The sequence below is a fragment of the Burkholderia territorii genome (assembly GCF_902833055.1).
Lineage (GTDB): Bacteria > Pseudomonadota > Gammaproteobacteria > Burkholderiales > Burkholderiaceae > Burkholderia > Burkholderia territorii.
In genome coordinates this window covers 97,700-120,642 of the sequence record NZ_CADFEJ010000013.1, presented here as the reverse complement: position 1 = coordinate 120,642, position 22,943 = coordinate 97,700, and the positions used below count along the sequence as shown (strand labels likewise).

Annotated in this window: 26 protein-coding genes; 5 read left to right on the top strand and 21 right to left on the bottom strand. The window is 67.7% G+C overall.

Translation table 11 applies throughout. From position 1 onward, the window contains the following. The 5 genes from HW466_RS21360 to HW466_RS21340 form a co-directional block, all read right to left on the bottom strand. Positions 1–1,506 (bottom strand): Y-family DNA polymerase, encoded by a 1,506-nt coding sequence (locus HW466_RS21360; RefSeq protein ID WP_174906112.1) that lies wholly within the window; start codon positions 1,504–1,506, stop codon positions 1–3. Beyond that, positions 1,439–2,146, bottom strand: a complete 708-nt coding sequence (imuA, locus tag HW466_RS21355; protein ID WP_176316097.1) for a translesion DNA synthesis-associated protein ImuA — start codon at positions 2,144–2,146, stop codon at positions 1,439–1,441. Before imuA ends, HW466_RS21360 begins: the two co-directional genes overlap by 68 nt. Positions 2,147–2,430: 284 nt before the next feature. Further along, positions 2,431–3,225, bottom strand: coding sequence for an ABC transporter ATP-binding protein (locus HW466_RS21350; RefSeq protein WP_059451486.1), 795 nt, complete (start codon positions 3,223–3,225; stop codon positions 2,431–2,433). Between the two features lies 1 nt (position 3,226). Then, positions 3,227–4,123 carry an ABC transporter permease gene (locus tag HW466_RS21345; protein WP_059451487.1) on the bottom strand — a complete coding sequence of 299 codons (897 nt, stop codon included), beginning with the start codon at positions 4,121–4,123 and terminating at the stop codon, positions 3,227–3,229. A gap of 139 nt (positions 4,124–4,262) precedes the next feature. Then, positions 4,263–5,228: an ABC transporter substrate-binding protein gene (locus HW466_RS21340; RefSeq protein ID WP_059451488.1), complete on the bottom strand. Its 966-nt coding sequence runs from the start codon at positions 5,226–5,228 to the stop codon at positions 4,263–4,265. Positions 5,229–5,574: 346 nt separating this feature from the next. On the opposite strand from HW466_RS21340, the gene HW466_RS21335 reads away from it, so the two are divergent. Then, the gene (locus HW466_RS21335; RefSeq protein ID WP_059451489.1) at positions 5,575–5,883 is read left to right on the top strand and encodes a VF_A0006 family four-cysteine protein; all 309 of its coding nucleotides are present in this window, start codon (positions 5,575–5,577) and stop codon (positions 5,881–5,883) included. A gap of 111 nt (positions 5,884–5,994) precedes the next feature. On the opposite strand, the gene HW466_RS21330 is transcribed toward HW466_RS21335, so the two are convergent. After that, positions 5,995–6,810: a MetQ/NlpA family ABC transporter substrate-binding protein gene (locus tag HW466_RS21330; RefSeq protein ID WP_059451490.1), complete on the bottom strand. Its 816-nt coding sequence runs from the start codon at positions 6,808–6,810 to the stop codon at positions 5,995–5,997. A 175-nt stretch (positions 6,811–6,985) separates the two neighbouring features. Next, positions 6,986–8,554 carry a methyl-accepting chemotaxis protein gene (locus tag HW466_RS21325; RefSeq protein WP_174906030.1) on the bottom strand — a complete coding sequence of 523 codons (1,569 nt, stop codon included), beginning with the start codon at positions 8,552–8,554 and terminating at the stop codon, positions 6,986–6,988. 200 nt (positions 8,555–8,754) lie between these two features. On the opposite strand from HW466_RS21325, the gene HW466_RS21320 reads away from it, so the two are divergent. Further along, on the top strand, positions 8,755–9,045 hold the full coding sequence (locus tag HW466_RS21320) for a YciI family protein (RefSeq protein WP_044848209.1): 291 nt from the start codon (positions 8,755–8,757) through the stop codon (positions 9,043–9,045). A 151-nt stretch (positions 9,046–9,196) separates the two neighbouring features. Here the strand turns inward: HW466_RS21320 and HW466_RS21315 are convergent, their stop codons facing one another. The 5 genes from HW466_RS21315 to HW466_RS21295 are packed head-to-tail and all read right to left on the bottom strand — an operon-like array spanning position 9,197 to position 13,279. Then, on the bottom strand, positions 9,197–9,814 hold the full coding sequence (locus HW466_RS21315; RefSeq protein WP_059464455.1) for an SCO family protein: 618 nt from the start codon (positions 9,812–9,814) through the stop codon (positions 9,197–9,199). Positions 9,815–9,832: 18 nt separating this feature from the next. Further along, positions 9,833–10,735: a heme o synthase gene (gene cyoE, locus HW466_RS21310; protein WP_059451494.1), complete on the bottom strand. Its 903-nt coding sequence runs from the start codon at positions 10,733–10,735 to the stop codon at positions 9,833–9,835. 8 nt (positions 10,736–10,743) lie between these two features. Continuing rightward, complete coding sequence (locus HW466_RS21305) at positions 10,744–11,856, bottom strand: COX15/CtaA family protein (protein ID WP_174906031.1); 1,113 nt, start codon at positions 11,854–11,856, stop codon at positions 10,744–10,746. A gap of 25 nt (positions 11,857–11,881) precedes the next feature. Beyond that, a complete protein-coding gene (locus HW466_RS21300) occupies positions 11,882–12,508 on the bottom strand; it encodes an SCO family protein (protein WP_059791007.1) in 627 nt (208 codons plus the stop codon). Between the two features lie 60 nt (positions 12,509–12,568). Then, entirely contained in the window at positions 12,569–13,279 is a 711-nt protein-coding gene (locus tag HW466_RS21295) for an SURF1 family protein (protein WP_059545024.1), read from the bottom strand. A gap of 84 nt (positions 13,280–13,363) precedes the next feature. Between HW466_RS21295 and HW466_RS21290 the strand changes: the two genes are divergently transcribed. Further along, entirely contained in the window at positions 13,364–13,573 is a 210-nt protein-coding gene (locus HW466_RS21290) for a twin transmembrane helix small protein (RefSeq protein ID WP_059451497.1), read from the top strand. 219 nt (positions 13,574–13,792) lie between these two features. Here the strand turns inward: HW466_RS21290 and HW466_RS21285 are convergent, their stop codons facing one another. From HW466_RS21285 to HW466_RS21250, 8 genes are all read right to left on the bottom strand, one after another. Then, positions 13,793–14,650, bottom strand: a complete 858-nt coding sequence (locus HW466_RS21285) for a cytochrome c oxidase subunit 3 (RefSeq protein ID WP_059464449.1) — start codon at positions 14,648–14,650, stop codon at positions 13,793–13,795. Positions 14,651–14,789: 139 nt separating this feature from the next. Next, a complete protein-coding gene (locus HW466_RS21280; RefSeq protein WP_059451499.1) occupies positions 14,790–14,990 on the bottom strand; it encodes a DUF2970 domain-containing protein in 201 nt (66 codons plus the stop codon). A 13-nt stretch (positions 14,991–15,003) separates the two neighbouring features. Next, a complete protein-coding gene (locus HW466_RS21275) occupies positions 15,004–15,612 on the bottom strand; it encodes a cytochrome c oxidase assembly protein (protein WP_059507798.1) in 609 nt (202 codons plus the stop codon). Between the two features lie 35 nt (positions 15,613–15,647). Continuing rightward, positions 15,648–15,788, bottom strand: coding sequence for a cytochrome oxidase small assembly protein (locus HW466_RS21270; RefSeq protein ID WP_006760728.1), 141 nt, complete (start codon positions 15,786–15,788; stop codon positions 15,648–15,650). Positions 15,789–15,868: 80 nt separating this feature from the next. Next, positions 15,869–17,476, bottom strand: a complete 1,608-nt coding sequence (gene ctaD, locus HW466_RS21265) for a cytochrome c oxidase subunit I (protein WP_059451501.1) — start codon at positions 17,474–17,476, stop codon at positions 15,869–15,871. A gap of 43 nt (positions 17,477–17,519) precedes the next feature. After that, entirely contained in the window at positions 17,520–19,112 is a 1,593-nt protein-coding gene (coxB, locus tag HW466_RS21260; RefSeq protein ID WP_059451502.1) for a cytochrome c oxidase subunit II, read from the bottom strand. A gap of 56 nt (positions 19,113–19,168) precedes the next feature. Further along, entirely contained in the window at positions 19,169–19,693 is a 525-nt protein-coding gene (locus HW466_RS21255; RefSeq protein WP_059507799.1) for a DUF2244 domain-containing protein, read from the bottom strand. Between the two features lie 195 nt (positions 19,694–19,888). Further along, entirely contained in the window at positions 19,889–20,854 is a 966-nt protein-coding gene (locus HW466_RS21250) for a methyltransferase domain-containing protein (RefSeq protein ID WP_060023072.1), read from the bottom strand. Between the two features lie 83 nt (positions 20,855–20,937). On the opposite strand from HW466_RS21250, the gene HW466_RS21245 reads away from it, so the two are divergent. Both HW466_RS21245 and trmL read left to right on the top strand, forming a co-directional pair. Beyond that, positions 20,938–21,750, top strand: coding sequence for a ComF family protein (locus HW466_RS21245; protein WP_174906032.1), 813 nt, complete (start codon positions 20,938–20,940; stop codon positions 21,748–21,750). Between the two features lie 106 nt (positions 21,751–21,856). Next, positions 21,857–22,327, top strand: coding sequence for a tRNA (uridine(34)/cytosine(34)/5-carboxymethylaminomethyluridine(34)-2'-O)-methyltransferase TrmL (gene trmL / locus HW466_RS21240; RefSeq protein ID WP_059507801.1), 471 nt, complete (start codon positions 21,857–21,859; stop codon positions 22,325–22,327). A 37-nt stretch (positions 22,328–22,364) separates the two neighbouring features. Here trmL and HW466_RS21235 read toward each other — a convergent pair whose 3' ends face one another. Then, on the bottom strand, positions 22,365–22,889 hold the full coding sequence (locus HW466_RS21235; RefSeq protein ID WP_059451507.1) for an O-acetyl-ADP-ribose deacetylase: 525 nt from the start codon (positions 22,887–22,889) through the stop codon (positions 22,365–22,367). Between the last annotated feature and the right edge of the window lie 54 nt (positions 22,890–22,943).

Below are 22,943 nucleotides of genomic sequence, written 5' to 3'. Positions count from 1 at the left end.
TCACCCGAACAGCCCATGCAGGAACCAGTGCGGTTCGGCCTCGCTCCCCGCTCGCTCCCTGAACACCCAATAGCACGCACCGGCTTCGTCCTGGGCAACGTAGTAATCGCGTGCGGTCAATTGCCCGTCGAACCACCCGGCTTCGATCCGCTCGGCCGACGACATCATCCTGAGCGGCGTATGGAACACCGGCCGGTTCGCGCGCATCAGGAGCGGCTGCGGCTCGGCCAGCAGCCACGCGGGACGCGGCGGCACGGCAGGCGGCCCGCCGGCCGGCTTGCCCGCTTGCGCATCGAGCGGCAGCCAGCGGTTCGCGGTTTCCGGACGGTAATCGGCGACGGGCGCCGCGCGCAGCACGTTGTCCGCGCCGAGCCGCGCGACCAGCAGTTCGAGCAGGCGCGCGCGCGTCTCTTTCGTGCCGCCCGGCTCGGGAAAAAGATCGTCGGCCGGCGGCGCGACCGATTCGACGCGCGTGGCCTTCAGCCGCACCGCGATCACCGCGGCCGGCAATTCGACGCGCGCGAGCCGCTCGCCGAGCAGCCGCATGAAGTGAGCTTCGTCGCGCACCGGCGCGGCGAACGCGAGTTCGAGCGGCGTCGGCGGCACGGCCTGGCGGCCGCGCTCGTGCTCGAGATCGAACGTCATCGCGGCGAGCGACAGCTGTCGCGCGGCGAGCCACCCGCAGAGCTGCACGACGAGCCGCCGCGCGGCGAACAGCACGGCTTGCGCGTATTCGACGCGCTCCGGCAATTCGAGCCGCACGTCGAACACGGGCGGCACCGCCATCCACGCGAGCGGCTCGACCGCATCGCCGTACGCGCGATCGAGCGCGGCGAGCAGCGCCGGACCGCAGCGCCGCTGCAGCCCCGCGCGCGGCAAGCCGCGCAGATCGGCGAGCGTGCGGCAGCCGAGGCCGTCGAACCAGCCCGCATACGGGCGCGCGTCGGGCAGCAGCACGCACGGCAGCCGATCGAGCGTGCGGACGAGCGAAGCCGGTGCGGCCACGCGACGCCGAATGCGCGCACGCGCCGACGTGCGCGCGAGCAGCCACGCGCCGCGCCCGGTCGGCGCGGCGGACAAGCGTGCCGCATAGCCGAGCGCCGCGAGCGTTGCGCGCACCTGGCGGCACAGCGACGGCAGCCCGCCGAACAGGCGCAGGCTCGGGCCGACGTCGACGATCAGCGTCGCTTCGTCGTCGAGCGCGACGCACGGCGAGAAGCGCAGCAACGCGAGCGCGACCGCGCGCAGCGCATCGGCCTCGCGGGCGGGATCGCGTTCGACGAGCCGCGTGTCGGGCGCGAGCGTCAGCACGCCGCCGCGCTTCATGCCCGCGCGCACGCCCTGCCGGCGCGCGGGCGCATCGGCAATCAGCACGATACCTTGCTCGAGCACCGCGCAGCCTGCGTCGCCGGCCTCGCTCGCCTCGCCGGCCGCTGCGTCAGACGGCGGCGGGGCGCACACGTCGAGCGGCAGGCGCGGCAGATGGATGCCGAGCAAGACGCGCATAGCGGCTCTCCACGATGGGCGACGGCAAATCGAGCGCGAGCGGCTCGCTGCGCGCGGGCCCGCGACGCTTGACGATGTCGAGCGACACGCCGCCCGGCACCGGATGCAGCGCGACGCGCAGCACGGCCGGCGACGGCTGCCGTGCGGCCGACAGCGGGCGCAGCATCACGAACAGCGTGTCGCCGGTGCGCGCAGCCGCGAGATGCAGGCGCCGCAGCGCGTCGGGCCGCGCGTCCTGCCAGAGCAGCAGCGCGCCGCAGCAGCCCGCCTTGAGCGCCTGCTCGGCGGCCCACAAGGCATCCGTGCGGCTGCCGGCGCGCAGCCACAGCAGTGCGTCGGCCGGCACGCCGAGACTGGCGAGCGCGGTCGCATGCGGCGCGTGCGGCGGCGCGACGAGCGCGAGCGGCCGCCGCGCGCTCACGGTAAGCGCGAGCGCGGGCGCGAGCAGCCGCATCTCGCCGCAGCCCGGCTGCGCGGCCAGCAGCTCGACAAGCCCGCCGACCGGCCAGCCGCCGCCCGGCAGCTCGGCCGACAGCGGCGCGAAACCCGTGTCGATCGTGCGCGAACCGCCGCGCGCGAGCTGCGAGCCGCGCCAGAGCGACGGATGAAGGGATTCGGGGGAAATGGAGGATGCGAGCATGACGCCACCCACAACTGTATGGATATACAGTATATGGCAATGCGCGTACGCCGCACAGTCCCGAGGTGAAACGGGGTTTCGTCAGAGGAAAAACGACGGGAAAACCGGTGCGGCCGTCATGTTACGCCACACCGAGCGGGCGGGCCGGATCGTGTCGGCCGAACCCGCTTCATCGCCGTCCGGCCCGAATCGCCGGGCCGACACGCCGGGCCGACACGCCGCCGCCCGGCAGGCGAGCCGGCACGATGCAACACTCCGCACCGCGCCGGTCCGCCCGCCGCGCGTCAACCGAGCAGCAGCGCGTCGTCGTCGAGCTGCTCGTGCCGCACCTTCTCGAACATCTGCAGCAGGTCCGGCACGTCGAGCCCGCGGCGCTGGTCGCCCGACACGTCGAGCACGACCTGCCCCTGGTGCAGCATCACCGTGCGGTCGCCGTAGTCGAGCGCCTGCCGCATGCTGTGCGTGACCATCATCGTCGTCAGCTTGCTCTCGGCGACGATGCGCGCCGTCAGCTCGAGCACGAACGCGGCCGTCTTCGGGTCGAGCGCGGCCGTGTGCTCGTCGAGCAGCAGGATCCGCGACGGCCGCAGCGACGCCATCAACAGGCTCACCGCCTGCCGCTGGCCGCCCGACAGCAGCCCGATCCGGTCGGTCAGCCGGTTTTCCAGCCCGAGGTTCAGCAGACGCAGCTTGTCGCGGAACAGCTCGCGCGACGGCCGGTCGAGCGCCGCGCGAAAGCCGCGCCGGGCACCGCGCGCCATCGCGAGCGCCATGTTCTCCTCGATCGTCAGCGCCTCGCAGGTGCCGGCCATCGGATCCTGGAACACGCGCGCGACGAGGTGCGCGCGATCCCACGCGGGCTGACGCGTGACGTCCGTGCCGTCGATCGCGATGCGTCCCGAATCGACGCGCTGGTCGCCGCTGACCGCGTTGAGGAAGGTCGACTTGCCCGCGCCGTTCGAGCCGATCACCGCGACGAACTGGCCGTCCGGAATCTCGAGCGAGAGCCCGCGCAGCGCACGCGTCTCGATCGGCGTGCCGGGATTGAACGTGAGTTTCAGGTCTTGTGCGGACAACATGTCATGCCCCTCCGTTCTTGCGCGCGAACAGCTTCTTGCGCGTCGCCGGCAGCACCAGCGCGATCGTGACGAGCGCGGCCGTCACGAGGTTCAGGTCCTGCGCCTTCAGGCCGATGAACTCGCTGTTCAGCGCGAGCGCGATGAAGAAGCGGTAGACGATCGCGCCGAGCACGACGGCGAGCGTCGTCAGCACGAGCCGGCGCGCGGGCAACAGCGTCTCGCCGATGATCACCGCGGCCAGCCCGATGACGATCGTGCCGATCCCCATCGAGATGTCGGCGCCGCCCTGCGTCTGCGCGAACAGCGCACCGGCGAGCGCGACGAGCGCGTTCGACAGCGCCATCCCGGCGAGCGTCGCGCGGCCCGTCGCGATGCCCTGCGCGCGCGCCATCCGCGGGTTCGCGCCGGTCGCGCGCATCGCAAGGCCGAGCTGCGACGAGAAGAACCAGTCGAGGCCGAGCTTCGCGACCACCACGACGATCGCGAGCAGCGCCGGGCGCAGCACGTAGTCGGGCATCCAGTCGGGCTGCAGCACGGTGAACAGCGTCGGCTCGGTGATGAGCGGCACGTTCGGGCGGCCCATGATCCGCAGGTTCACCGAGTAGAGCGCGATCATCATCAGGATGCTGGCGAGCAGGTCCATGATCTTCAGGCGCACGTTGAGCCAGCCGGTGACGAAGCCGGCCAGCGCGCCCGCGACGATCGCGAGCACCGTCGACGTGAACGGGTCGTGGCCGGCGGAGATCAGCGTCGCGGCGACGGCGCCGCCGAGCGGAAAGCTGCCGTCGACGGTCAGGTCGGGGAAGTTGAGGATGCGGAATGAAATCAGCACCCCGAGGGCGACGAGACTGAAGATCAGGCCGATCTCCAGCGCGCCCAGAAACGAGAACAGAGACATGATGGGGAAATCCTGTTGCTTCCCGGCCTCGCGTGTACGGCCGGGCGAAGCGGACGGGCGGCCCCGGGTGGAGGCCGCCCGTCCGATGGTTTCGTTCAGGCCCGGATCGGGCCTGCAAGCGCGGCGGTCGGGCCGCGGCTTACTTGATGACCGTCTTCGCTTCCTTGAGCAGATCCGGCGACAGCGTCACGCCCTGCTTCGCGGCCGCGCCCGTGTTCGCGAACAATTCGAGGTTGCTGCTCGTTTCCGACGCGATCGCGCCCGGCTTCTCGCCCTTCAGGATGCGCGCGACGACCTTGCCGGTCTGCCGGCCGAGATCGCCGTAGTTGATGCCGAGCGCCGCGATGCCGCCGCGCTTCACGCTGTCGGTATCGCCGGCGACGAGCGGGATCTTCGCTTCGTTCGCGACCTTCACGAGCGCTTCGTACGCGGACACGACGTTGTTGTCGGTGTTCGTGTAGATCACGTCGACCTTGCCGATCAGGCTCTTCGCGGCCGGGCCGATGTCGACGGTGCGCGGCGCGGCCGCTTCCTTCAGCGTCATTCCCTGCTTCGCGAGGAGTTCCTTGAGCTCCTTCACGACCACGACCGAGTTCGCCTCGCCCGGGTTGTAGACCATGCCGACCGTCTTCGCCTTCGGCACGACGCGCTTGATCAGCGCGACCTGGCGGTCGAGCGGCAGCTTGTCGGACACGCCCGTCACGTTGGTGCCCGACGGGCCCCAGCCCTTCACGAGCTGCGCGGCGACCGGATCGGTCACCCCCGAATAGACGACCGGCACGCTCTTGGTCGAAGCGACGACCGCCTGCGCGGCCGGCGTCGCGATCGCGACGATCACGTCGGGCTGGTCGCCGACGAACTTGCGCGCGATCTGCGCGGCCGTGCCCGTGTTGCCCTGCGCGCTCTGGTATTCCCACTTGAGCTTGTCGTCGCCGTAGCCTTGCGCCTTCAGTTCGGCGCGCACGCCGTCGCGGATCGCATCGAGCGCCGGGTGGTCGACGATCGACAGCACCTTGACCGTCTGCGCGTGCGCGGCGCCTGCCAGCGCGAATGCGGCGACGCCGGCCGTGATCGAACGGATCGCGAAAGTCTTGAAACGCTTCATGGGTGAGTCTCCCCCGTATTTGTGTCGGTTCTGGATGATGGATTCCCGCCGCCGTCATGCAGGTGCCGGTGCGCGCGCAGCCGGGTGACGGCTCGGGCGGCAGCGGCCCCGCGCGGGCCCCGGGAAGGCGCGCGGCGGCGAACGCTCGAGGATACCATTTCCGCAGACCACCGCCTGACTCCATGCTTTCGGTCGAACGGCCGCCACACGCGCCGCCGTGCCGCCGCGAAACGCCCGGCAAGCGCGGCCGGCGGCGCTCCGGGCCGCTTCCCGCGCAACGCGTCAGCCGCGTTTACAGCTTTACGTTATGCTGTCCGCCGACCCAATCCACACGATCGGAGAGCACATGAAACGGGGCATCCGTGCAATCGCGTGCGCGGCCGTCGCGCTGGCGCTGCCAGGTGCGGCATTCGCGCTGACCGACGGCAGCGCGCAATACGACGACTGCATGCTGGGCGCGCTGCGCGAGAGCCGCAACAGCGCGGCCGCGCAGCTGATCCAGCGCTCGTGCGACGCGCTGTACCGCAACAACGCGATGCTGCTGCCGCGCGAGCGGCGCTACCACGAGTGCGTCGTGCAATCGCTGCCGGGCGTGCGCGACAACTACGCGATCCAGCAGATCATGGCGATCTGCTCGCGGCGCGGCGAGATGTGAGCCGACGTCGAACACCAGACGCCGCGCGGTCGCATGCCGGCTGCGCGCATGAAAAAAGGGCCTGCACGATGCAGGCCCTTTCGTTTCAGCGGTCCGACCGGTGAGCGGCGCTCAGAACGACGCGACCATCGAGCCCTTGAACTGCTTGTTGATGAACTCCTTCACTTCCGGCGACTGGTACGCCTTGACCAGCTTCTTCACCCACGGCTGGTCCTTGTCCTTCGCGCGCACGGCGATCAGGTTCGCATACGGGCTCGTCAGCGATTCGAGCGCGATCGCGTCCTTGGTCGGCTGCAGGTTCGCGGCGAGCGCGTAGTTCGTGTTGATCACGGCGGCGTCGACGTCCGACAGCACGCGCGGCAGTTGCGCGGCGTCGAGCTCGGAGATCTTCAGCTTCTTCGGGTTCTCGGCGATGTCGAGCACCGTCGCGTTGTTGCCGCCCGTGCCGGCGCCGGCCTTCAGCTTGATCACGCCTTGCGTCTGCAGCAGCAGCAGCGCGCGGTTCTCGTTCGACGGATCGTTCGGCACCGCGAGCTTCGCGCCTTGCGGCAGGTCCTTCAGCGCCTTGAACTTCTTCGAATACACGCCGATCGGCGAGATGTAGGTCAGGCCCGCGCTGACGATCTTGTAGCCGCGCTGCTTCACCTGGCTGTCGAGGTAAGGCTGGTGCTGGAAGCTGTTCGCGTCGAGGTCGCCCGCATCGAGCGCCGCGTTCGGCTGCACGTAGTCGTTGAACTCGATGACCTTCACGTTCAGGCCTTCCTTCTCCTTCGCGACCTTCTGCACCACCTGCCACACCTGCGCATCCGGGCCGGCGACCGTGCCGACCTTGATGACCTTGTCGTCGGCGTGCGCGGCGGCCGACAGCGTCAGCGCGGCACCGGTGGCCAACACGGAAAATACCTTCAGGAGACTGCGACGCTTCATCTGTTTCTCGCTTTCTTGCTAACTGAAAATGGGGCGCGATACGGGTAAGCCCCGACTCGCAGGAAAGGGGCAAATGGTGTCACAGGATCGGCCCGAAGTGAAATACATCCCGCTCATATGGGTATGCACCGCGGCAGTGCCGGCGGAACGCGCATGGTTCGGCCGTTAGTTGCGTTCAGTGCGCACGGGCGCCGGCATCGGGCACCCGGAACGCGCCGATCGCTTCGCGCAGCCGGCCGGCCTGCTCCTGCAACGACGCGGCGGCCGCGGCGGCCTCCTCGACGAGCGCCGCGTTCTGCTGCGTGACCTGGTCCATCTGCGTGACCGCGCGCCCGACCTGCGTGATGCCGCTCGCCTGCTCTTCGGACGCCGCCGCGATCTCGCCCATGATGTCGGTCACGCGCGCGACCGCCTGCAGGATCTCGCCCATCGTCGTGCCGGCCTGGCCGACCAGCGCCGAGCCGTTTCGCACGCGCTCGACCGAATCGACGATCAGTTCGCGGATCTCCTTCGCGGCCGTCGCGCTGCGCTGCGCGAGCGAGCGCACCTCGCCCGCGACCACCGCGAAGCCGCGCCCCTGCTCGCCGGCCCGCGCGGCCTCGACCGCCGCGTTCAACGCGAGGATGTTGGTCTGGAACGCGATGCCCTCGATCACGCCGATGATGTCGGCGATCTTGCGCGAGCTGTCGTCGATCTCGCTCATCGTGCCGATCACGCGACCGACGACATCGTTGCCGGCCCGCGCGATCTCCGAGGCATTGTTCGCGAGCCCGCTCGCCTGCCGCGCATTGTCGGCGTTCTGCTTCACCGTCGCGGTGAGCTGCTCCATGCTCGCGGCCGTTTCCTCGAGCGACGCGGCCTGCTCCTCGGTGCGTTGCGACAGGTCGTCGTTGCCGGACGCGATCTGGCGGCTCGCCGACGCGATCGACTCGGCCGACTGGCGGATCCCGCCGATCGTCGCCTGCAGGCGCGCCTGCATGTCGCGCATCGCCGCCATCATGCTCGTGTCGTCGCCCGCGCGCACCGGCACCGGCCGCGTGAGGTCGCCCTGCGCGATGCGCGTGGCCAGCGCGGCCGCTTCGTCCGGCTCGCCGCCGAGGCTGCCGCGCACGTTGCGGATGATCACGAGCATCGCCGCGCTGATCACGAAGCCGATCATGAGCACGACCGCAAGGTGGCCGAACAGCGTCCGGTAGTAGACGGTATCGATGTCCTTCAGGAACACGCCGCTCGAGATGTTCCAGTCCCAGGGCGCGAAGCGCGTGACGTAGCTGATCTTCGGCACGGCGGTCTCGCTGTGCGGCAGCCGCCCGCGATATTCGGCGAAGCCGCTGCCGGTCGCTTTCGCGGCGTTCAGGATCGTGACGAACAGCGGCTTGCCGTCCGGGTCGAGATAGTCGCCGACCTGCGTGCCGACCAGCTTCGGCAGCGTCGGATGCATCAGCACGACGGGTTTCGAATCCATCACGAACACATAGCCCGACTCGCCGTAGCGCATCGCGGCCAGGCTCGCGAGCGCGTCGCGCTTCGCGTCGGCCTCGGGCAGCGTGCCGCTCTGCGCGAGCGCGTGATACGCGTTGACGATACCGGCCGCCGACTCGACCAGGTTGGCGATGCCTGCCTTGCGTTCGGCGAGCATCGTCGCGCGCGTCTCGTATGCGCTCCATGCGCCGACGCCGAGCAAGCCGATCCATACCAGCGCAAGCGCGAGCCACAGCTTGCGGTTCAAACTCATTCTGCTCATCTGCGTGCCTTGTTGTGAAATTCGATGCCCGCGATGCGCGCGAACGGCCGGTCGCGCGCAAACGGTTGCCCCCGTGATTACGGCAACGAGACTTACAACTTGAATACACGCACGACGGCCGGCACGACACGGAACGGCCGCTGTGCTAAAAAGACCGGCTGACCGGCACACGACGCGCCGGCGACATTCCAGGGCCATCCATGTACGTCATCGACATCCACTACAACGCGTCGCTCGAGCGCATCGACGATGCACTCGAACGCCACCGTGCATATCTGCAGCCGCTGTTCGAGCGCGGCATCTTCATCGCGGCGGGGCCGAAGGTGCCGCGCGAAGGCGGCGTGATTCTCGCGGCCCGCATCGACCGCGACGAACTGGACGCGATCCTCGAGACCGATCCGTTCGTGACCGAAGGCCTTGCGACGTACCGCGTGACGGAATTCCGCATCACGCGTGCCGCGCAGGGCTTCAACGTGCCGGCGCTGCCGTAACGCGCGCCGGCGCGCGAATGCGCGCACGCACGCCGCCTACCGAGGCGGCGAATGCGGATCGAGGGGAAACGGGAGGAATGCGTGACGGCGCGTCGCGGCCGTCACGCGCTTCGCCGGGCGAACGCCCGGACGAGCATGCGGCGCGCGCCGCTCAGTCGACCAGCAGCTTCAGGTCGTGCACCCACGGGCCGGGGCCCTGGCCGTCGCGCACGAACAGGCGCAGCTTGCCGTCGCGATCGAACACGTAGCTCGCGGCGGTGTGATCCATCGTGTAGCTGCCGGGCGTCTTGCCGGGCACCTTCGCGTAGTACACGCGGAAATCCTTCGTGACCTTCTTGAGCTGCGCTTCATCGGCCGGCCGCAGGCCGATGAACGACGGGTTGAACGCGGGCACGTACTGGCCGAGCAGCGCGGGCGTGTCGCGCTCCGGATCGACGGTGACGAACAGCACCTGCACGCGCTTCGCGGCATCGGGCCCGAGCTGCTTCAGTGCTTCGGACAATTCGGCCATCGTCGTCGGACACACGTCCGGACAGTGTGTATAGCCGAAGAACATCACGACCGCACGACCCTTGAAATCGGCGAGCGTGCGCACCTTGCCGGTCGTGTCGGGCAGCGAGAAATCGCTGCCGAACTGCGTGTTGCCGGTGATGTCGAGATTCTGGAATTTCGGCGCGTTGTCGCAGCCGGCGAGCAGCGTGGCTGCCGCGAATGCGCACGCGAGCATCCAGCCTTGGCGCGCGCGGCGCCCGAACCATGAATGGAGCATTGCGTTCAAACCGTGCGGTTACACGCCGAGCAGCGGGCGTGCATAGTGATCGACGAGCAGCGCGGCGAACAGCAGCGACAGGTAGACGATCGAATAACGGAAGGCCTTGCGGGCGAGTGCGTCCGAATAGTCGCGATAGATCTTCCATGCATACGCGAGGAACACCGCGCCGAGCAGCACCGCGCTCGTCAGGTAGACGGCGCCGCTCATCCCCGAGATGAACGGCATCAGCGCGACCGCGAACAGGATCACCGTGTACAGCAGGATGTGCAGCCGCGTGTACTTCTCGCCGTGCGTGACGGGCAGCATCGGCAGCCCGGCGTTCTCGTAGTCCTTGCGGCGATAGAGCGCAAGCACCCAGAAATGCGGCGGCGTCCATACGAAGATGATCAGCACGAGGATCCATGCGTCGCCCGGTACCGCGCCGGTGACCGCTGCCCAGCCGAGCGCCGGTGGCATCGCGCCCGACGCGCCGCCGATCACGATGTTCTGCGGTGTCATCGGCTTCAGCAACAGCGTGTAGACCACCGCGTAGCCGACGAACGTCGCGATCGTCAGCCACATCGTCAGCGGGTTCGTGAACGTATAGAGCGTCCATGCGCCGATGCTGCCGAGCACGGCCGAGAACAGCAGGATCTGCGGGGTCGTGATCTCGCCGCGCGCGGACGGACGCCATGCGGTGCGGCGCATCATCGCGTCGATCTTCTGTTCGACGAGGCAGTTGATCGCGAACGCGGCGCCGGCCAGCAGCCAGATGCCGACGGTGCCGCCGATCAGCACATGCCACGGCACCATGCCCGGCGTCGCGAGAAACATGCCGATCACCGCGCAGAACACCGCGAGCTGCGTGACACGCGGCTTCGTCAACGCCATGTACTGCGAGAACCGGCTACCGGGCGATTGGGAAAGGGTGCTTTGCATGGGGACGGTCACGCCGGGGCGGCGTCGCGCGCGGGCTGCACGACACGGCCGGGGCGGCTTGAAAGGATGCGAAAGTTTAACATGACGACGAGCACCAGCAGGATCGCGGCGCCGCCGTTGTGCGCGACGGCGACCGGCAGCGGCCACTGCAGCACGATGTTGGTCAGGCCCGTCAGGAACTGCAGCAGGACGACCAGCAGCACGCCGTTCGCGGGCCGGCGCAGCGACTCGAAGCGGCGCATCTTCAGCGCGAACGCGACCAGGTACGCGACGACGACGAACGCGAACGTGCGATGGGTCCAGTGGATCGCGACCAGCGCGTCCTGCGTGATCGCGTCGCCATCCTTCGTCATGCCGAGCGCGCGCCACAGATGGAAGCCCTGCTCGAAGTTCATCGGCGGGATCCACTGGCCGTTGCAGGTCGGGAAGTCGGTGCAGGCGAGCACCGCATAGTTCGTGCTCACCCAGCCGCCGAGCGCGATCTGCACGACCAGCAGCGCGAGCGCCGCGAGCGCGGCCGCGCGGTAGCGGCCGGCCTCCGGGTCATGCGACGGCAGCGGCGTTTGCCGCGCCGCGAGCCAGCCGAGCGTGCCGAGCAGCGTGAGGCCGAGCAGCAGGTGGGTCGTGACGATCACCGGCTGCAGCTTCATCGTGACCGTCCACGCGCCGAACACGCCCTGCACGACGATCAGCAGCAGGAGGCTCGTCGGCCACCACGGCGACACGTGCAGCGGGCGGCGGCGCAGCCGCGCGGACCACGCGATCACGACCTGCGCGATGATCAGCACGCCGATCGCCATCGCGAAATAGCGGTGGATCATCTCGATCCACGCCTTCGTCATGCTGACGGGGCCGGTCGGCATCGCCTGGTGGGCGGCGGTGATCGCCGCGTGCGCGATGAACGGCGACGCCGTGCCGTAGCAGCCGGGCCAGTCCGGGCAGCCGAGGCCCGAATCGGTCAGCCGCGTGAAGCCGCCGAACATCACGAGGTCGAGGGTCAGGAACGTGGTGATCCACACCAGCTTGCGGAACTTGTCGTCGTCGGCCTTCACCCACACGTACGACAGCGGCAGCAGCGCGATGCAGAGGCCGATCAGGCCGAGTTGCAGTAGATACGACATCGAATGGTTGCCTCGCCGTCTCGCCTTAGCCGATGCTCGACCACTTCAGCAGTTTCGTGACGTCCGTCTTGATCTTGCTGGGGTTCGGGTTCTTCGGGAAACGCATCATCAGGTTGCCGTTCGGATCGACCATGTAGATGTGGTCGGTGTCCTTCGTGCCGGCGTCGGCCGGCAGCCACGCGGCGACCGCAGCCGGATCGGCGACGAGCCGACGCGTGTCCGGGTACGCCTCCAGCACCTTCGGCGGTACCGCGCCCGCATCGCTGCGCAGCCATACCATCGTGATCCGGTGCCGCTCGCCCGCCTGCGTGACGCGGATCTGGCGCATGAAGTAGAGCTTTTGCGCGCAGGCGTCGTCGCACGCGCTGCGGTCGGTCATCACGAACAGCCACACGCCGCGCAGCGACGACAGCGGCACCGTGTTGCCGGTTTCGTCGGTCACCTGCAGGTCGGCCGGAATCGGCCGCTGCGGCTCGATCAGCGTGCCGTAGTTGGTCGAGCCGCCCTTCGGCTTGATCACGTAATAGGTGAAGTACGACGCGATGATCGGTGCTGCGCACACGAGACCCAGCAGCACGAGCATCCAGCGGCCGCGCTTGCGGGCCGCGGGCGAGATCGGCGTTGCGGCCGGACCCTGACGGGAAGATTGCATGGACAAATCAGACCTCTCGAAACGAACCCGCGGCGCTTGCGCCGCGTCCTGGCATGGCACTCACGCGCCGGCCGACTTCTTCGCCGCACGCCGCGCGGCGTACAGGCCGAAACCGAGCGCGGCCGCCGCCATGGCCCACCACTGAAACATGTAACCGTAATTGCGCTCGACGCCGGTCGTCGCCGCCGGCCAGTCGCGCACGAGCTTGTCGCCGTCGTCGCTCGTCTGCTGGATCACGAACGGCTGCAGCGGCAGCCCCGTTTCCTTCGCATACGCGGCGACGTCCAGGTTCTGCCGGATCTTCTGGTGCGCGGCCGAGCCGCCTTCGCCAAGCTCGAACGCGCGTGACGCATCGGCGCGCGCGATGCCTTCGATCTCGATGTCACCTTCCGGTGTCGAGAACGGCTCGATCGCCGTGCGATCGGCGATATTGCGCGGCAGCCAGCCGCGGTTCACCAGCACGACGCCGCCGTCCGTGAGTTTAAACGGCATCACGACGTAGAAACCCGGCTGGTCGTTATACGGCCGATTGTCGAGGAACACCGCTTGCTCCGGCAGGAAGCGGCCCTTCGCCCGCACGCGATGGAACTCGATCGATGCGAGCGGAATCGGCTGCGCACCGACGTCAACGGGCGCCGCGTGCTCGTAGCGCACGATGCTCGCCTGCAGCGCTTCCTTCTGGTGCGCACGGTCGCGCTGCCAGAATCCGAGGCGAATCGTGACCGCGACGACGGCGAGTATCAGCAGCGCAGGCAGCAACCGGATCTTCATCGGGCCACCCGCGAGGCGCATTCGCGAAAGCGAAGTGCGATAATTATCCTCTTCCTTTCGAATTGCCGTCGTCCGGTACGCGTCATGCACATCCTCGTTCCCATCGCCTTCGTCCTCATCGTCGCCAGCATGGGCTCGGCGCTCTACTTCATGATGCAAGACCGCGGCCATACGAAGCGCATGGTGTGGTCGCTCGCCACCCGCGTCGGGCTGTCGATCTCGCTGTTCGTGTTCATCCTGTTCGCGAACTGGATGGGCTGGATTCATTCGACCGGCCTGCCGATCGGGCGTTGATGCATCCGTGCCGGCGGTCGCCGCGACCGCTGTCACTTCCGCGCTCGCTGTGACCGCGCCCGCTGTGACATTTCGCCGCACAACGGTGCCACCAAGCAAAAGCGCCGCCTGACTGAGTCGCGGCGGCGCCGGGCTGGCGTCGGGCGCAGGCAACCAGCCGCTGCCCCGTCCTTGCCAATGAAAACGGCCCGCGCATCGCTGCGCGGGCCGTTCCTGCATTTACAGCCAGTAGACGACGACGTACAGGCCGAGCCAGACGACGTCGACGAAGTGCCAGTACCACGCGGCGCCTTCGAATGCGAAGTGGTGATCGGGCTTGAAGTGGCCGCGGATCATCCGCACCAGCACCACCGCGAGCATCGTGCCGCCGAGGAACACGTGGAAGCCGTGGAAGCCCGTCAGCAGGAAGAACGTCGAGCCGTACACGCCCGAGTTCAGCGTCAGGTTCAGTTCGTTGTACGCGTGGTAGTACTCGAAGCCCTGCATGAACAGGAAGCAGACACCGAGCACGAGCGTCGCGGCCAGCCACGCGATCGCCTTGTTGCGGTGATCGTCGCGCAGCGCGTGGTGCGACACCGTCAGCGTCGCGCCCGACGCCAGCAGGAATGCGGTGTTCAGCGTCGGCACCGGCCACGGGCCCATCGTCTTGAAGTGACCGGCGAGCGCGGCGGGGCCTTCGTTCGGCCACACGGCGGAGAAGTCCGGCCAGATCAGCTTGTAGTCGAGGCTGCCGAGCTGGTGCAGCGCGATTTCGCGCGCATAGAACAGCGCGCCGAAGAATGCGCCGAAGAACATGACTTCGGAGAAAATGAACCAGCTCATGCTCCAGCGGTACGACTTGTCGACGTTCTTGCCGTAATGACCGCCTTCGGACTCGGCGATCGCGTCGCCGAACCAGTGATACAGCGTGAAGAGCAACCACAGCAGGCCAAGCAGCGCCGTGTACGGAGCCCAGTCGTGACCGTTGATCCACAGCGCCACCGACGCGAGCATGACCAGCAGGCCGATGGCCGCGCTGATCGGATGCTGCGACGGATGCGGCACGAAATAGTACGGGGTCTGGTTTTGACCGCTCATGCTTGATTCTCCACTTCAGTCCAATTTGTGTACCGGAAACCGCTCCGGCTTTATTTCTTGCACGGCGCGTGCCGCCGCCGCGCTTTCCCGCACGCGGCGCCCGGGCGCCACGCACTGCATTCTTTCGTGGCCGCGGGCCTCAACCCACGACCGCACGCACGATCAGGATCAGCACGCCGATGAACATGCCGGCCGCGATCAACGCGACGATCAGCACGTGCAGCGGATTGAGCTGCGTCGCATCGGCCTCCAGGTCGCGCCGCTTGCGCACCCCGAAGAACGACCACAACACCGCTCGCAATGCCTGGCCGAACGTCCCGCTCCGCTTGGTCTCCGTCACCGCTCCGTCTCCGTCATGCGTCCGGCTTCGCCGCGCCCTGCGCCGCCGTCTTGCGCGGTGCCGGCGCCGGCGCGGCCGGCGTGTTCAGTTCGAAGAACGTGTACGACAGCGTGATCGTCTTCACGTCCTTCGGCAGCTTCGGATCGATCACGAACACCACCGGCATCTTGCGCGACTCGTTCGCTGCCAGCGTCTGTTGCGTGAAGCAAAAACACTCGATCTTCTTGAAGAATTCCGTTGCCTGCTTCGGCGCGTAGCTCGGAATCGCCTGCGCCACCATCGGCCTGCCCTGCCCGTTGGTCACGTCGTACACGATCGTCGTCAGCTCGCCCGGATGCACATCGAGGCTGTTGTGCTCGGGCTTGAACCCGAGCGGGCCGCGCGCATTCGCATCGAACTCGACCGACACCGTGCGGCTGTAGTCGACCTGCGTGTTCTTCGCCTCGCGTTCGCTGACGTCGCGCTGCACCAGGTTGTTGATGCCGGTGATCTGGCAAATCGCGCGATACATCGGAATCAGCGCGAAGCCGAAGCCGAACATCAGTCCGGCCACGACGAAGAGCTTCATCAGCATCGAACGATTGAACGCGCGATCGACGGCGCCCTCTTCCGGCTTCGACATACGACTACTTCCTCGCTACTGCGTCAGTTACTGCATCAGTGAGTGGACAGCCACCACTGCTTGATCACGACACCCACGAAAAAAACGGCGGCGATGACGAGCAGGATGAGGCCGAGCCGCTTGTTGCCCGCGCGAATCTGCTCGGGCGTTCGTCTTTCTTGTGGATTCCGGTTCATCTGGAACTTTGCTGAGACTTCAGTTCGGCGCCCGCCGCGCCTGCCTGCGCGGCAGGCAGCGGCGGAACGCCGGGTGAAACTTATTCGACGTGCGGCGGTTGCTCGAACGTATGGAACGGAGCCGGGCTCGGCACCGTCCACTCGAGGCCCGTCGCGCCATCCCACGGCTTGTCCGACGCCTTTTCCAGCTCGCCGCCGCCACGGTAGGCCGGCAGCGCGACCGCGAACAGGAAGTACACCTGCGCGAGGCCGAAGCCGAATGCGCCGATCGTCGCCACCTGGTTGAAGTCCGTGAACTGCGCCGGGTAGTCCGCATAGCGGCGCGGCATGCCCGCGAGACCGACGAAGTGCATCGGGAAGAACGTCAGGTTGAAGAAGATCATCGACGCCCAGAAGTGGATCTTGCCGCGCGTCTCGTTGTACATCCAGCCCGTCCACTTCGGCGCCCAGTAGTACCAGCCCGCGAACAGCGCGAACAGCGACCCGGCCACCAGCACGTAGTGGAAGTGCGCGACCACGAAGTAGGTGCCGTGGTACTGGATATCGAGCGGCGCCATCGCCAGCATCAGACCCGTCAGGCCGCCGAACGTGAACACGAACAGGAAGCCGATCGCGAACAGCATCGGGGTTTCGAACGTCATCGAGCCGCGCCACATCGTCGCGAGCCAGTTGAACACCTTCACGCCCGTCGGCACCGCGATCAGCATCGTCGCGTACATGAAGAACAGCTGGCCGGTGACCGGCATGCCCGTTGCGAACATGTGGTGCGCCCAGACCATGAACGACAGGATCGCGATCGAAGCCGTCGCGTACACCATCGAGCTGTAGCCGAACAGCGTCTTGCGTGCGAACGCCGGGATCACCTGCGACACGATCCCGAACGCCGGCAGAATCATGATGTACACCTCGGGGTGGCCGAAGAACCAGAAGATGTGCTGGTACATCACCGGGTCGCCGCCGCCTGCCGCGTTGAAGAACGACGTGCCGAAGTGGCGGTCGAACAGCACCATCGTGATCGCGCCCGCCAGGACCGGCATCACGGCGATCAGCAGGTACGCGGTGATCAGCCAGGTCCATGCGAACATCGGCATCTTCATCAGCGTCATGCCCGGTGCGCGCATGTTCAGGATCGTCACGACGATGTTGATACCGCCCATGATCGACGACGCGCCCATGATGTGGACCGCGAAGATCGCGAAGTCCATGCCCGGGCCCATCTGCGTCGACAGCGGTGCGTACAGCGTCCAGCCGGCGGCCGTCGCGCCGCCCGGCGCGAAGAACGAACCGACCAGCAGCACGGCCGCGACCGGCAGCAGCCAGAAGCTGAAGTTGTTCATCCGCGCGAACGCCATGTCGGACGCGCCGATCTGCAGCGGAATCATCCAGTTCGCGAAACCGACGAACGCCGGCATGATCGCGCCGAACACCATGATCAGGCCGTGCATCGTCGTGAGTTCGTTGAAGAACTCCGGACGCATGATCTGCAGGCCCGGCTCGAACAGCTCGGCACGGATGCCGAGTGCCATCACGCCGCCCGACAGGAACATGATGAACGAGAACAGCAGGTACAGCGTACCGATGTCCTTGTGGTTGGTGGCGAACAGCCAGCGACGCCAGCCGTGCGGGGCTTCGTGCGCGTGGTCGTCGTGCGCGTGGTCCGCGGCTACGTCGTGCCCGATGCTAGACATGAGAATCTCCTAATGCGAATACGTCGACTAACTCAGCGACACGTCAAGCCGCCGGCCCGATCTCGACCCGCCGGGCTTCCTTGGCGTCAGCCCCGCCCGTGATCGTTTCCGGCTTTTTGAGAATAATGTGGTCTTCCGCCACGCCTGCTGCCTTCAGCGCGTCGCGCACGGCCTGCGCGCGATGCTTGGCGAGTTCGGCGTTCGCGTCGGCCGAGCCCGTCTTGTCGGTGAAACCCGACAGCGCGAGCTTCGCGTCCGGATGTGCCTTCGCATAGTCGGCCGCTGCGGCGATCGCCGCTTTCGCGTCGGCCGGCAGCACGCTCTTGCCCGTCTCGAAGTAGATCGTCGACAGCGCAGCCGATGCCGCCGCCGGTTCCGCGCCCGACGCGGCTTGCGCCGGCGCCGAAGCCGCTTCGGCCGGGGCCGCTGCACCTGCCGCGCCTGCCGCGTCTTCCGGCATCTTGCCGTTGCGCGCGTCAGCCACTTGCTTCGGCTGCAGCAGGTCGTTCTTGTGGTTGCCCCACGAATTGCGCTCGTACGTGATGACCGATGCGATGTCGAGGTCCGACAGCGACGCCCACGACGGCATTGCACCCTTGCCGTGCAGCACGCGCTCGACGTGACCGGCGATCGGGCCGTTCACGATCTGGCTGCCGTCCATCGCCGGGAATGCGCCAAGGCCCTTGCCGTTCACCTGGTGGCAGGCCGCGCAGTTCGCCTTGTAGACTTCCTCGCCGTGCGCGACGAGTTCGGCCATCGTGTAAACCTTGTTCGGATCGACCGACGCGCTCGCCAGCTTGGCCTTCTGCGCGCTCACCCACTTCGCGTAGTCGTCGTCCGACAGCACTTCGACCACCACCGGCATGAACGCGTGTTCCTTGCCGCACAGTTCGGTACAGAAGCCGCGGAACGTGCCGACCTTGTCGGCCTTGAACCACGTGTCGCGCACGAAGCCGGGGATCGCATCCTGCTTCACGCCGAACGCGGGCACGTACCACGAGTGAACGACGTCGTTCGCGGTCGTGATGATGCGGATCTTCTTGTTGACCGGCACGACGAGCGGGTTGTCGACTTCCTGCAGATAGGTATCGCTGATCGCCTTCTTGCCCATCACTTCGTCACGCGGGGTGGTGAGCGTCGACAGGAAGCTGATGCCCTCGCCCGGGCCCTTCACGTAGTCGTAGCCCCACTTCCACTGGTAGCCGGTGACCTTGATCGTGAGATCGGCGTTGGTCGTGTCCTTCATCGCGACGACGGCCTTCGTGGCCGGCAGCGCCATCAGCACGACGATGATGAACGGCACGATCGTCCAGATGATTTCGACGGTCGTGCTTTCATGGAAATTGGCGGCCTTGTGGCCCTTGGATTTGCGGTGCGCGAAGATCGAATAGAACATCACGCCGAACACGCCGACGAAGATCACCGTACACAGGATCAGCATCATCGTGTGGAGATCGTAGAGCTCCTCGGCGATTTTCGTGACCGGCGGCTGAAAGTTGATCTCGTTGACGCGGGGGCCGCCCGGGCTATCACCGACCGCCAGAGCAGCGCCGGCAAAGAGCAATCCGCTGCATGCCAGCACGCCCGTGAGGGCTCGCTTGATTGTTTTCATAGCATCCTTACCCAAAATTTCCATTCAAACCCTCCCCCGTCGCGAGCCGCCGGCCCGTTTCGGCCGATGCCCGCGCTTCGTCAGCCGCAGCGCCTGAGCGACACGCGCAGTTCGTCGGCGAACTGCGCACGCTTGTGCTGCGCGAGATGCTGCCCGATTACGACGGTCTGCCCGCGCGATACCAGTCGAATCGGATCGCGTGGCGTCGCACCCGGCTCGACCCGCACCCAGCGCGGGTTGAATTCGATCTGCGTGAACCGCTCCGCATCCATCCGCTCGATCACGAGCCGATGCGGAAACAGCCTGATGCGCTCGTAATCGATCGCATGACGGGCATAGACCGCAAACGCGACGCCTACCGCCAGCAATTCGATTCCAGTGAAGGGCATGACGAGCCAGGCCCCCCGCCACATCAGCAATGCCGCGATCACCAGCGAGAAGCTCGCGAGCGACGCGTAAAACAGCACGAACTGGCGCGGCGACACCGAACAGTTGCGTTTCATGAGCCAGTCTTCGAGGACCGGCTCATCGTTCGTCGTCTCCGCCAAAACCCTCGCTGCTTCCATCGCCGCCTCACGCGAATGGCATGCGATGCATGCCTGCATCGGACTCGCCGGCCCGTATTGCGGGGACCCCGGGACGACAAGCTGACGCATTATAGGCGGGTTCAATGGCATCCACAAGCAAGCGGCTATCGGCCCGCGAGCCAAGCGCCACAAGCTTCCCGGGCGTTTTTCACATCAATTCGGCCCCGCTTTGCGCCGCTAATTTCAGACATAACAAAACCCCTCTTTACCGCTTTACCGATTCTTCGGACGCCCCTTTCCGATATCTTCGATGCGCACGATCCCGTGCCCCTCGGCGGTCGTGCGCGGCACGGCCTTCCACGCGTGGCCGTAGATCACTTCGAACGTCAGCGGAATCGTGCCGTCCGCGCGCCGGCGCGCGTCCAGCGCGTCGCCGAGCGCCGCGCGAAAGCGCCGCCCCGCACGTTGCGGCACCGCGCGCTCGAACGGATAGGCGCCCCAGCGGCGCACGTCGGCGAGCAGGGAGTCGGGCGTCTTGTACGTGACGGTCAGCACTTCCTGGTCCATCACCGGGATCTCGAAGCCGCTCTCGACGAGCATGTCGCCGAGATCGTGCATGTCGACGAAGTCGACGACGCGCGCGGCGGGGGAAGCGATGCCGAGCGCCGCTTCGGCGTCCGCGCAGGCCGCGCGCAACTCGCGCAGCGTGTCGGGGCCGAGCGTGCTGAACATCAGCAGGCCATTCACGCGCAGCACGCGCTGCCATTCGGGGAACACCGTATCGGGACGGGAATGCCAGTGCAGCGCGAGATTCGACCAGATCAGGTCGAACGCGCCGGCCGCGAACGGCAGCGTCGAGAAGTCGGCCTGCGCGACGCGCGGGCCGCGCTGGCCCAGCGCCCGGCCGAGCGACGCGGGCAGCCAGCGGCGCCAGCTCGTCTGCTCGACCTCGCGCTCACCCGCCCGCGCGAGCATCGCGCCGGACAGGTCGACGCCGAACACCGGCGCTTCGGGAAAGCGTGCGCGCAACGCCGGCAGGTCGTCGCCCGGACCGCAGCCCGCGTCGAGCACGGCCGCGGGGCTCACCTTGATGTATTCGAGGCGCTCGTTCATCCGCTGCGCGATCTCGCGCGGCAGGAACGCGACCGCGTCGAACGCGGCGGCGCGGCGATCGAAGATCCGCCGCAAACGCCGGGCGTCATTGGCCGGACGGCCGGTTGAAGTCGAAGCTGGGGACATGTCGGGCACACTGGCGAAGAGCCCGAAGTATACTCGCTCGCCTCGCTGCCTTCAGCGAGACGGGGACGCCAGGAGTGTTCGCGATGGATAGCCGTCTCGCCCCGCGCCCGATGCGCGTCGTTTTGTCGCAGGTTCGTACGCTGGCAGCGCGCGTCGTCGCGCTCGCGTTGCCCAATCGGTGCGCCCTGTGCGGCAATTTGTCACACACGGTGATTTGCAGCGCCTGCGATGCCGCGTACTGGAACGAAGCACGGCTGCGCTGCGATGTGTGCGCGATGCCGCTGGGCGTCGGGCAGACGATGCCGCGCGGTGCGCGCGGCCGGCGCGGTGGCGCGGGGTCCGCGTCCACGTACCGGTGTGACGCATGCCGCGCGGCTCCGCCGCCGTTCGATGCGACGCTCGCGCTCGCCGATTACCGCGCGCCGCTCGACGGGCTCGCGCGCGGCCTGAAGTTTCACGCGCGGCTCGCGCTCGGGGCGGAATTCGCGGCCCGGCTCGCGCAGCGCGTCGACGACACGGACGCGATGCGCGCCGCCGGCGGCTTCGACGTGATCGCGCCGGTGCCGCTGTCGCGCGGCCGGCTCGTCGCGCGCGGCTACAACCAGGCGTGGGCGATCGCGCGCCCGCTCGCCCGCCGGCTCGGCGTGCGCGCCGACGCGGCACTGCTTGCCCGCGTGGCCGAGACCGCGCCGCAGTCGCGGCTCGACCGGCGTGCGCGGCGCGACAACGTGCACGCGGCGTTCTCGGTGGCGGGCGATCTCACCGGCCGCCACGTGGCGCTCGTCGACGACGTGATGACGTCCGGTGCGACGCTCGCGGCCGCCGCGAATGCATTGAAGACGGCGGGTGCCGCGCGCGTGACGAATCTGGTTGCGCTGCGCACCGCCAGGGATTAATTAGTTAGAGAGGCCGCCGCCCGCAAGCGGCGCCGGCCGTCACGAACCGGCCGGCCGGGACGGAATGCACACTGCTCCGCCCCGGCCGGCCCAGCCAGACTCAACCATGTTCAACGTCGTCCTCGTCGCTCCCGAAATTCCGCCGAACACCGGCAACGTGATCCGCCTGTGCGCCAACACCGGCGCGCGCCTGCATCTGATCGAGCCGCTCGGCTTTCCGCTCGACGACGCGAAGATGCGCCGCGCGGGCCTCGATTATCACGAGTACGCCGAAATGCGCGTGCACGCCGACTGGGATGCATTCGTCGCCAGCGAAGCACCGGATCCCGCGCGAATGTTCGCGTTCACGACCCGCGGCTCGGGCCGCTTCCACGACCATGCATTCGTGCCCGGCGACTGGTTCGTGTTCGGCTCCGAGACGCGCGGCCTGCCGGCCGACTTGCTCGAGCGCTTCCCGAACGAACAGCGCGTGCGCCTGCCGATGCGGCCGGGCAACCGCAGCCTGAATCTGTCGAACACCGTGGCCGTGGTCGTGTTCGAGGCGTGGCGCCAGGCCGGCTTCGAAGGCGGCGCCTGACGCCCGCGGCCGCACCGCACCGCACGGCCGCGCAGCGCTAGTTGCGCGCGAGCCGCGCGCGATACAGGTCGTAGATGTCGGATGAAAAGCACGCGAATACCACGCGTGCGAGATTCGGCGCCTGCGGCAGCATTTCGGCCACCGTGCCGACGGCGATGTCGACGGCCTCCTCGGGCGGATAGCGATACACGCCGCAACTGATTGCCGGGAATGCGATCGACGTCGCCGCAACCTCCTCGGCCAGCTCGATCGCGCGCCGGTAGCATGCCGCGAGCAACTCGGGTTCGCCGCGACCGCCGCCGTGCCATACCGGGCCGACCGCATGAATCACGTACTTCGCCGGCAGCCGGTGGCCGCGCGTGAGCTTCGCGTCGCCGGTCTCGCAGCCGCCGAGCGTGCGGCACTCGGCCAAGAGGCCCGGGCCGGCCGCGCGATGGATCGCGCCGTCGACCCCGCCTCCGCCGAGCAGCGAACCGTTCGCGGCGTTGACGATCGCGTCGACGTCGAGCGTCGTGATGTCGACGAGTTGCGCGTCGAACGTGGTGGAACCGATCTGCAGCATGACACCCTCCCGATACGCCGGAGACTGTTCAAGCGTAGCGCGCTTTGGCGCCGG

Bases quoted from the DNA above. Each gene is read 5' to 3' on its own strand.
- HW466_RS21360 (WP_174906112.1), bottom strand. From the start codon at position 1,506: ATGCGCGTCTTGCTCGGCATCCATCTGCCGCGCCTGCCGCTCGACGTG.
- imuA (WP_176316097.1), bottom strand. From the start codon at position 2,146: ATGCTCGCATCCTCCATTTCCCCCGAATCCCTTCATCCGTCGCTCTGG.
- HW466_RS21350 (WP_059451486.1), bottom strand. From the start codon at position 3,225: ATGTTGTCCGCACAAGACCTGAAACTCACGTTCAATCCCGGCACGCCG.
- HW466_RS21345 (WP_059451487.1), bottom strand. From the start codon at position 4,123: ATGTCTCTGTTCTCGTTTCTGGGCGCGCTGGAGATCGGCCTGATCTTC.
- HW466_RS21340 (WP_059451488.1), bottom strand. From the start codon at position 5,228: ATGAAGCGTTTCAAGACTTTCGCGATCCGTTCGATCACGGCCGGCGTC.
- HW466_RS21335 (WP_059451489.1), top strand. From the start codon at position 5,575: ATGAAACGGGGCATCCGTGCAATCGCGTGCGCGGCCGTCGCGCTGGCG.
- HW466_RS21330 (WP_059451490.1), bottom strand. From the start codon at position 6,810: ATGAAGCGTCGCAGTCTCCTGAAGGTATTTTCCGTGTTGGCCACCGGT.
- HW466_RS21325 (WP_174906030.1), bottom strand. From the start codon at position 8,554: ATGAGCAGAATGAGTTTGAACCGCAAGCTGTGGCTCGCGCTTGCGCTG.
- HW466_RS21320 (WP_044848209.1), top strand. From the start codon at position 8,755: ATGTACGTCATCGACATCCACTACAACGCGTCGCTCGAGCGCATCGAC.
- HW466_RS21315 (WP_059464455.1), bottom strand. From the start codon at position 9,814: ATGCTCCATTCATGGTTCGGGCGCCGCGCGCGCCAAGGCTGGATGCTC.
- cyoE (WP_059451494.1), bottom strand. From the start codon at position 10,735: ATGCAAAGCACCCTTTCCCAATCGCCCGGTAGCCGGTTCTCGCAGTAC.
- HW466_RS21305 (WP_174906031.1), bottom strand. From the start codon at position 11,856: ATGTCGTATCTACTGCAACTCGGCCTGATCGGCCTCTGCATCGCGCTG.
- HW466_RS21300 (WP_059791007.1), bottom strand. From the start codon at position 12,508: ATGCAATCTTCCCGTCAGGGTCCGGCCGCAACGCCGATCTCGCCCGCG.
- HW466_RS21295 (WP_059545024.1), bottom strand. From the start codon at position 13,279: ATGAAGATCCGGTTGCTGCCTGCGCTGCTGATACTCGCCGTCGTCGCG.
- HW466_RS21290 (WP_059451497.1), top strand. From the start codon at position 13,364: ATGCACATCCTCGTTCCCATCGCCTTCGTCCTCATCGTCGCCAGCATG.
- HW466_RS21285 (WP_059464449.1), bottom strand. From the start codon at position 14,650: ATGAGCGGTCAAAACCAGACCCCGTACTATTTCGTGCCGCATCCGTCG.
- HW466_RS21275 (WP_059507798.1), bottom strand. From the start codon at position 15,612: ATGTCGAAGCCGGAAGAGGGCGCCGTCGATCGCGCGTTCAATCGTTCG.
- HW466_RS21270 (WP_006760728.1), bottom strand. From the start codon at position 15,788: ATGAACCGGAATCCACAAGAAAGACGAACGCCCGAGCAGATTCGCGCG.
- ctaD (WP_059451501.1), bottom strand. From the start codon at position 17,476: ATGTCTAGCATCGGGCACGACGTAGCCGCGGACCACGCGCACGACGAC.
- coxB (WP_059451502.1), bottom strand. From the start codon at position 19,112: ATGGAAATTTTGGGTAAGGATGCTATGAAAACAATCAAGCGAGCCCTC.
- HW466_RS21255 (WP_059507799.1), bottom strand. From the start codon at position 19,693: ATGCAGGCATGCATCGCATGCCATTCGCGTGAGGCGGCGATGGAAGCA.
- HW466_RS21250 (WP_060023072.1), bottom strand. From the start codon at position 20,854: ATGTCCCCAGCTTCGACTTCAACCGGCCGTCCGGCCAATGACGCCCGG.
- HW466_RS21245 (WP_174906032.1), top strand. From the start codon at position 20,938: ATGGATAGCCGTCTCGCCCCGCGCCCGATGCGCGTCGTTTTGTCGCAG.
- trmL (WP_059507801.1), top strand. From the start codon at position 21,857: ATGTTCAACGTCGTCCTCGTCGCTCCCGAAATTCCGCCGAACACCGGC.
- HW466_RS21235 (WP_059451507.1), bottom strand. From the start codon at position 22,889: ATGCTGCAGATCGGTTCCACCACGTTCGACGCGCAACTCGTCGACATC.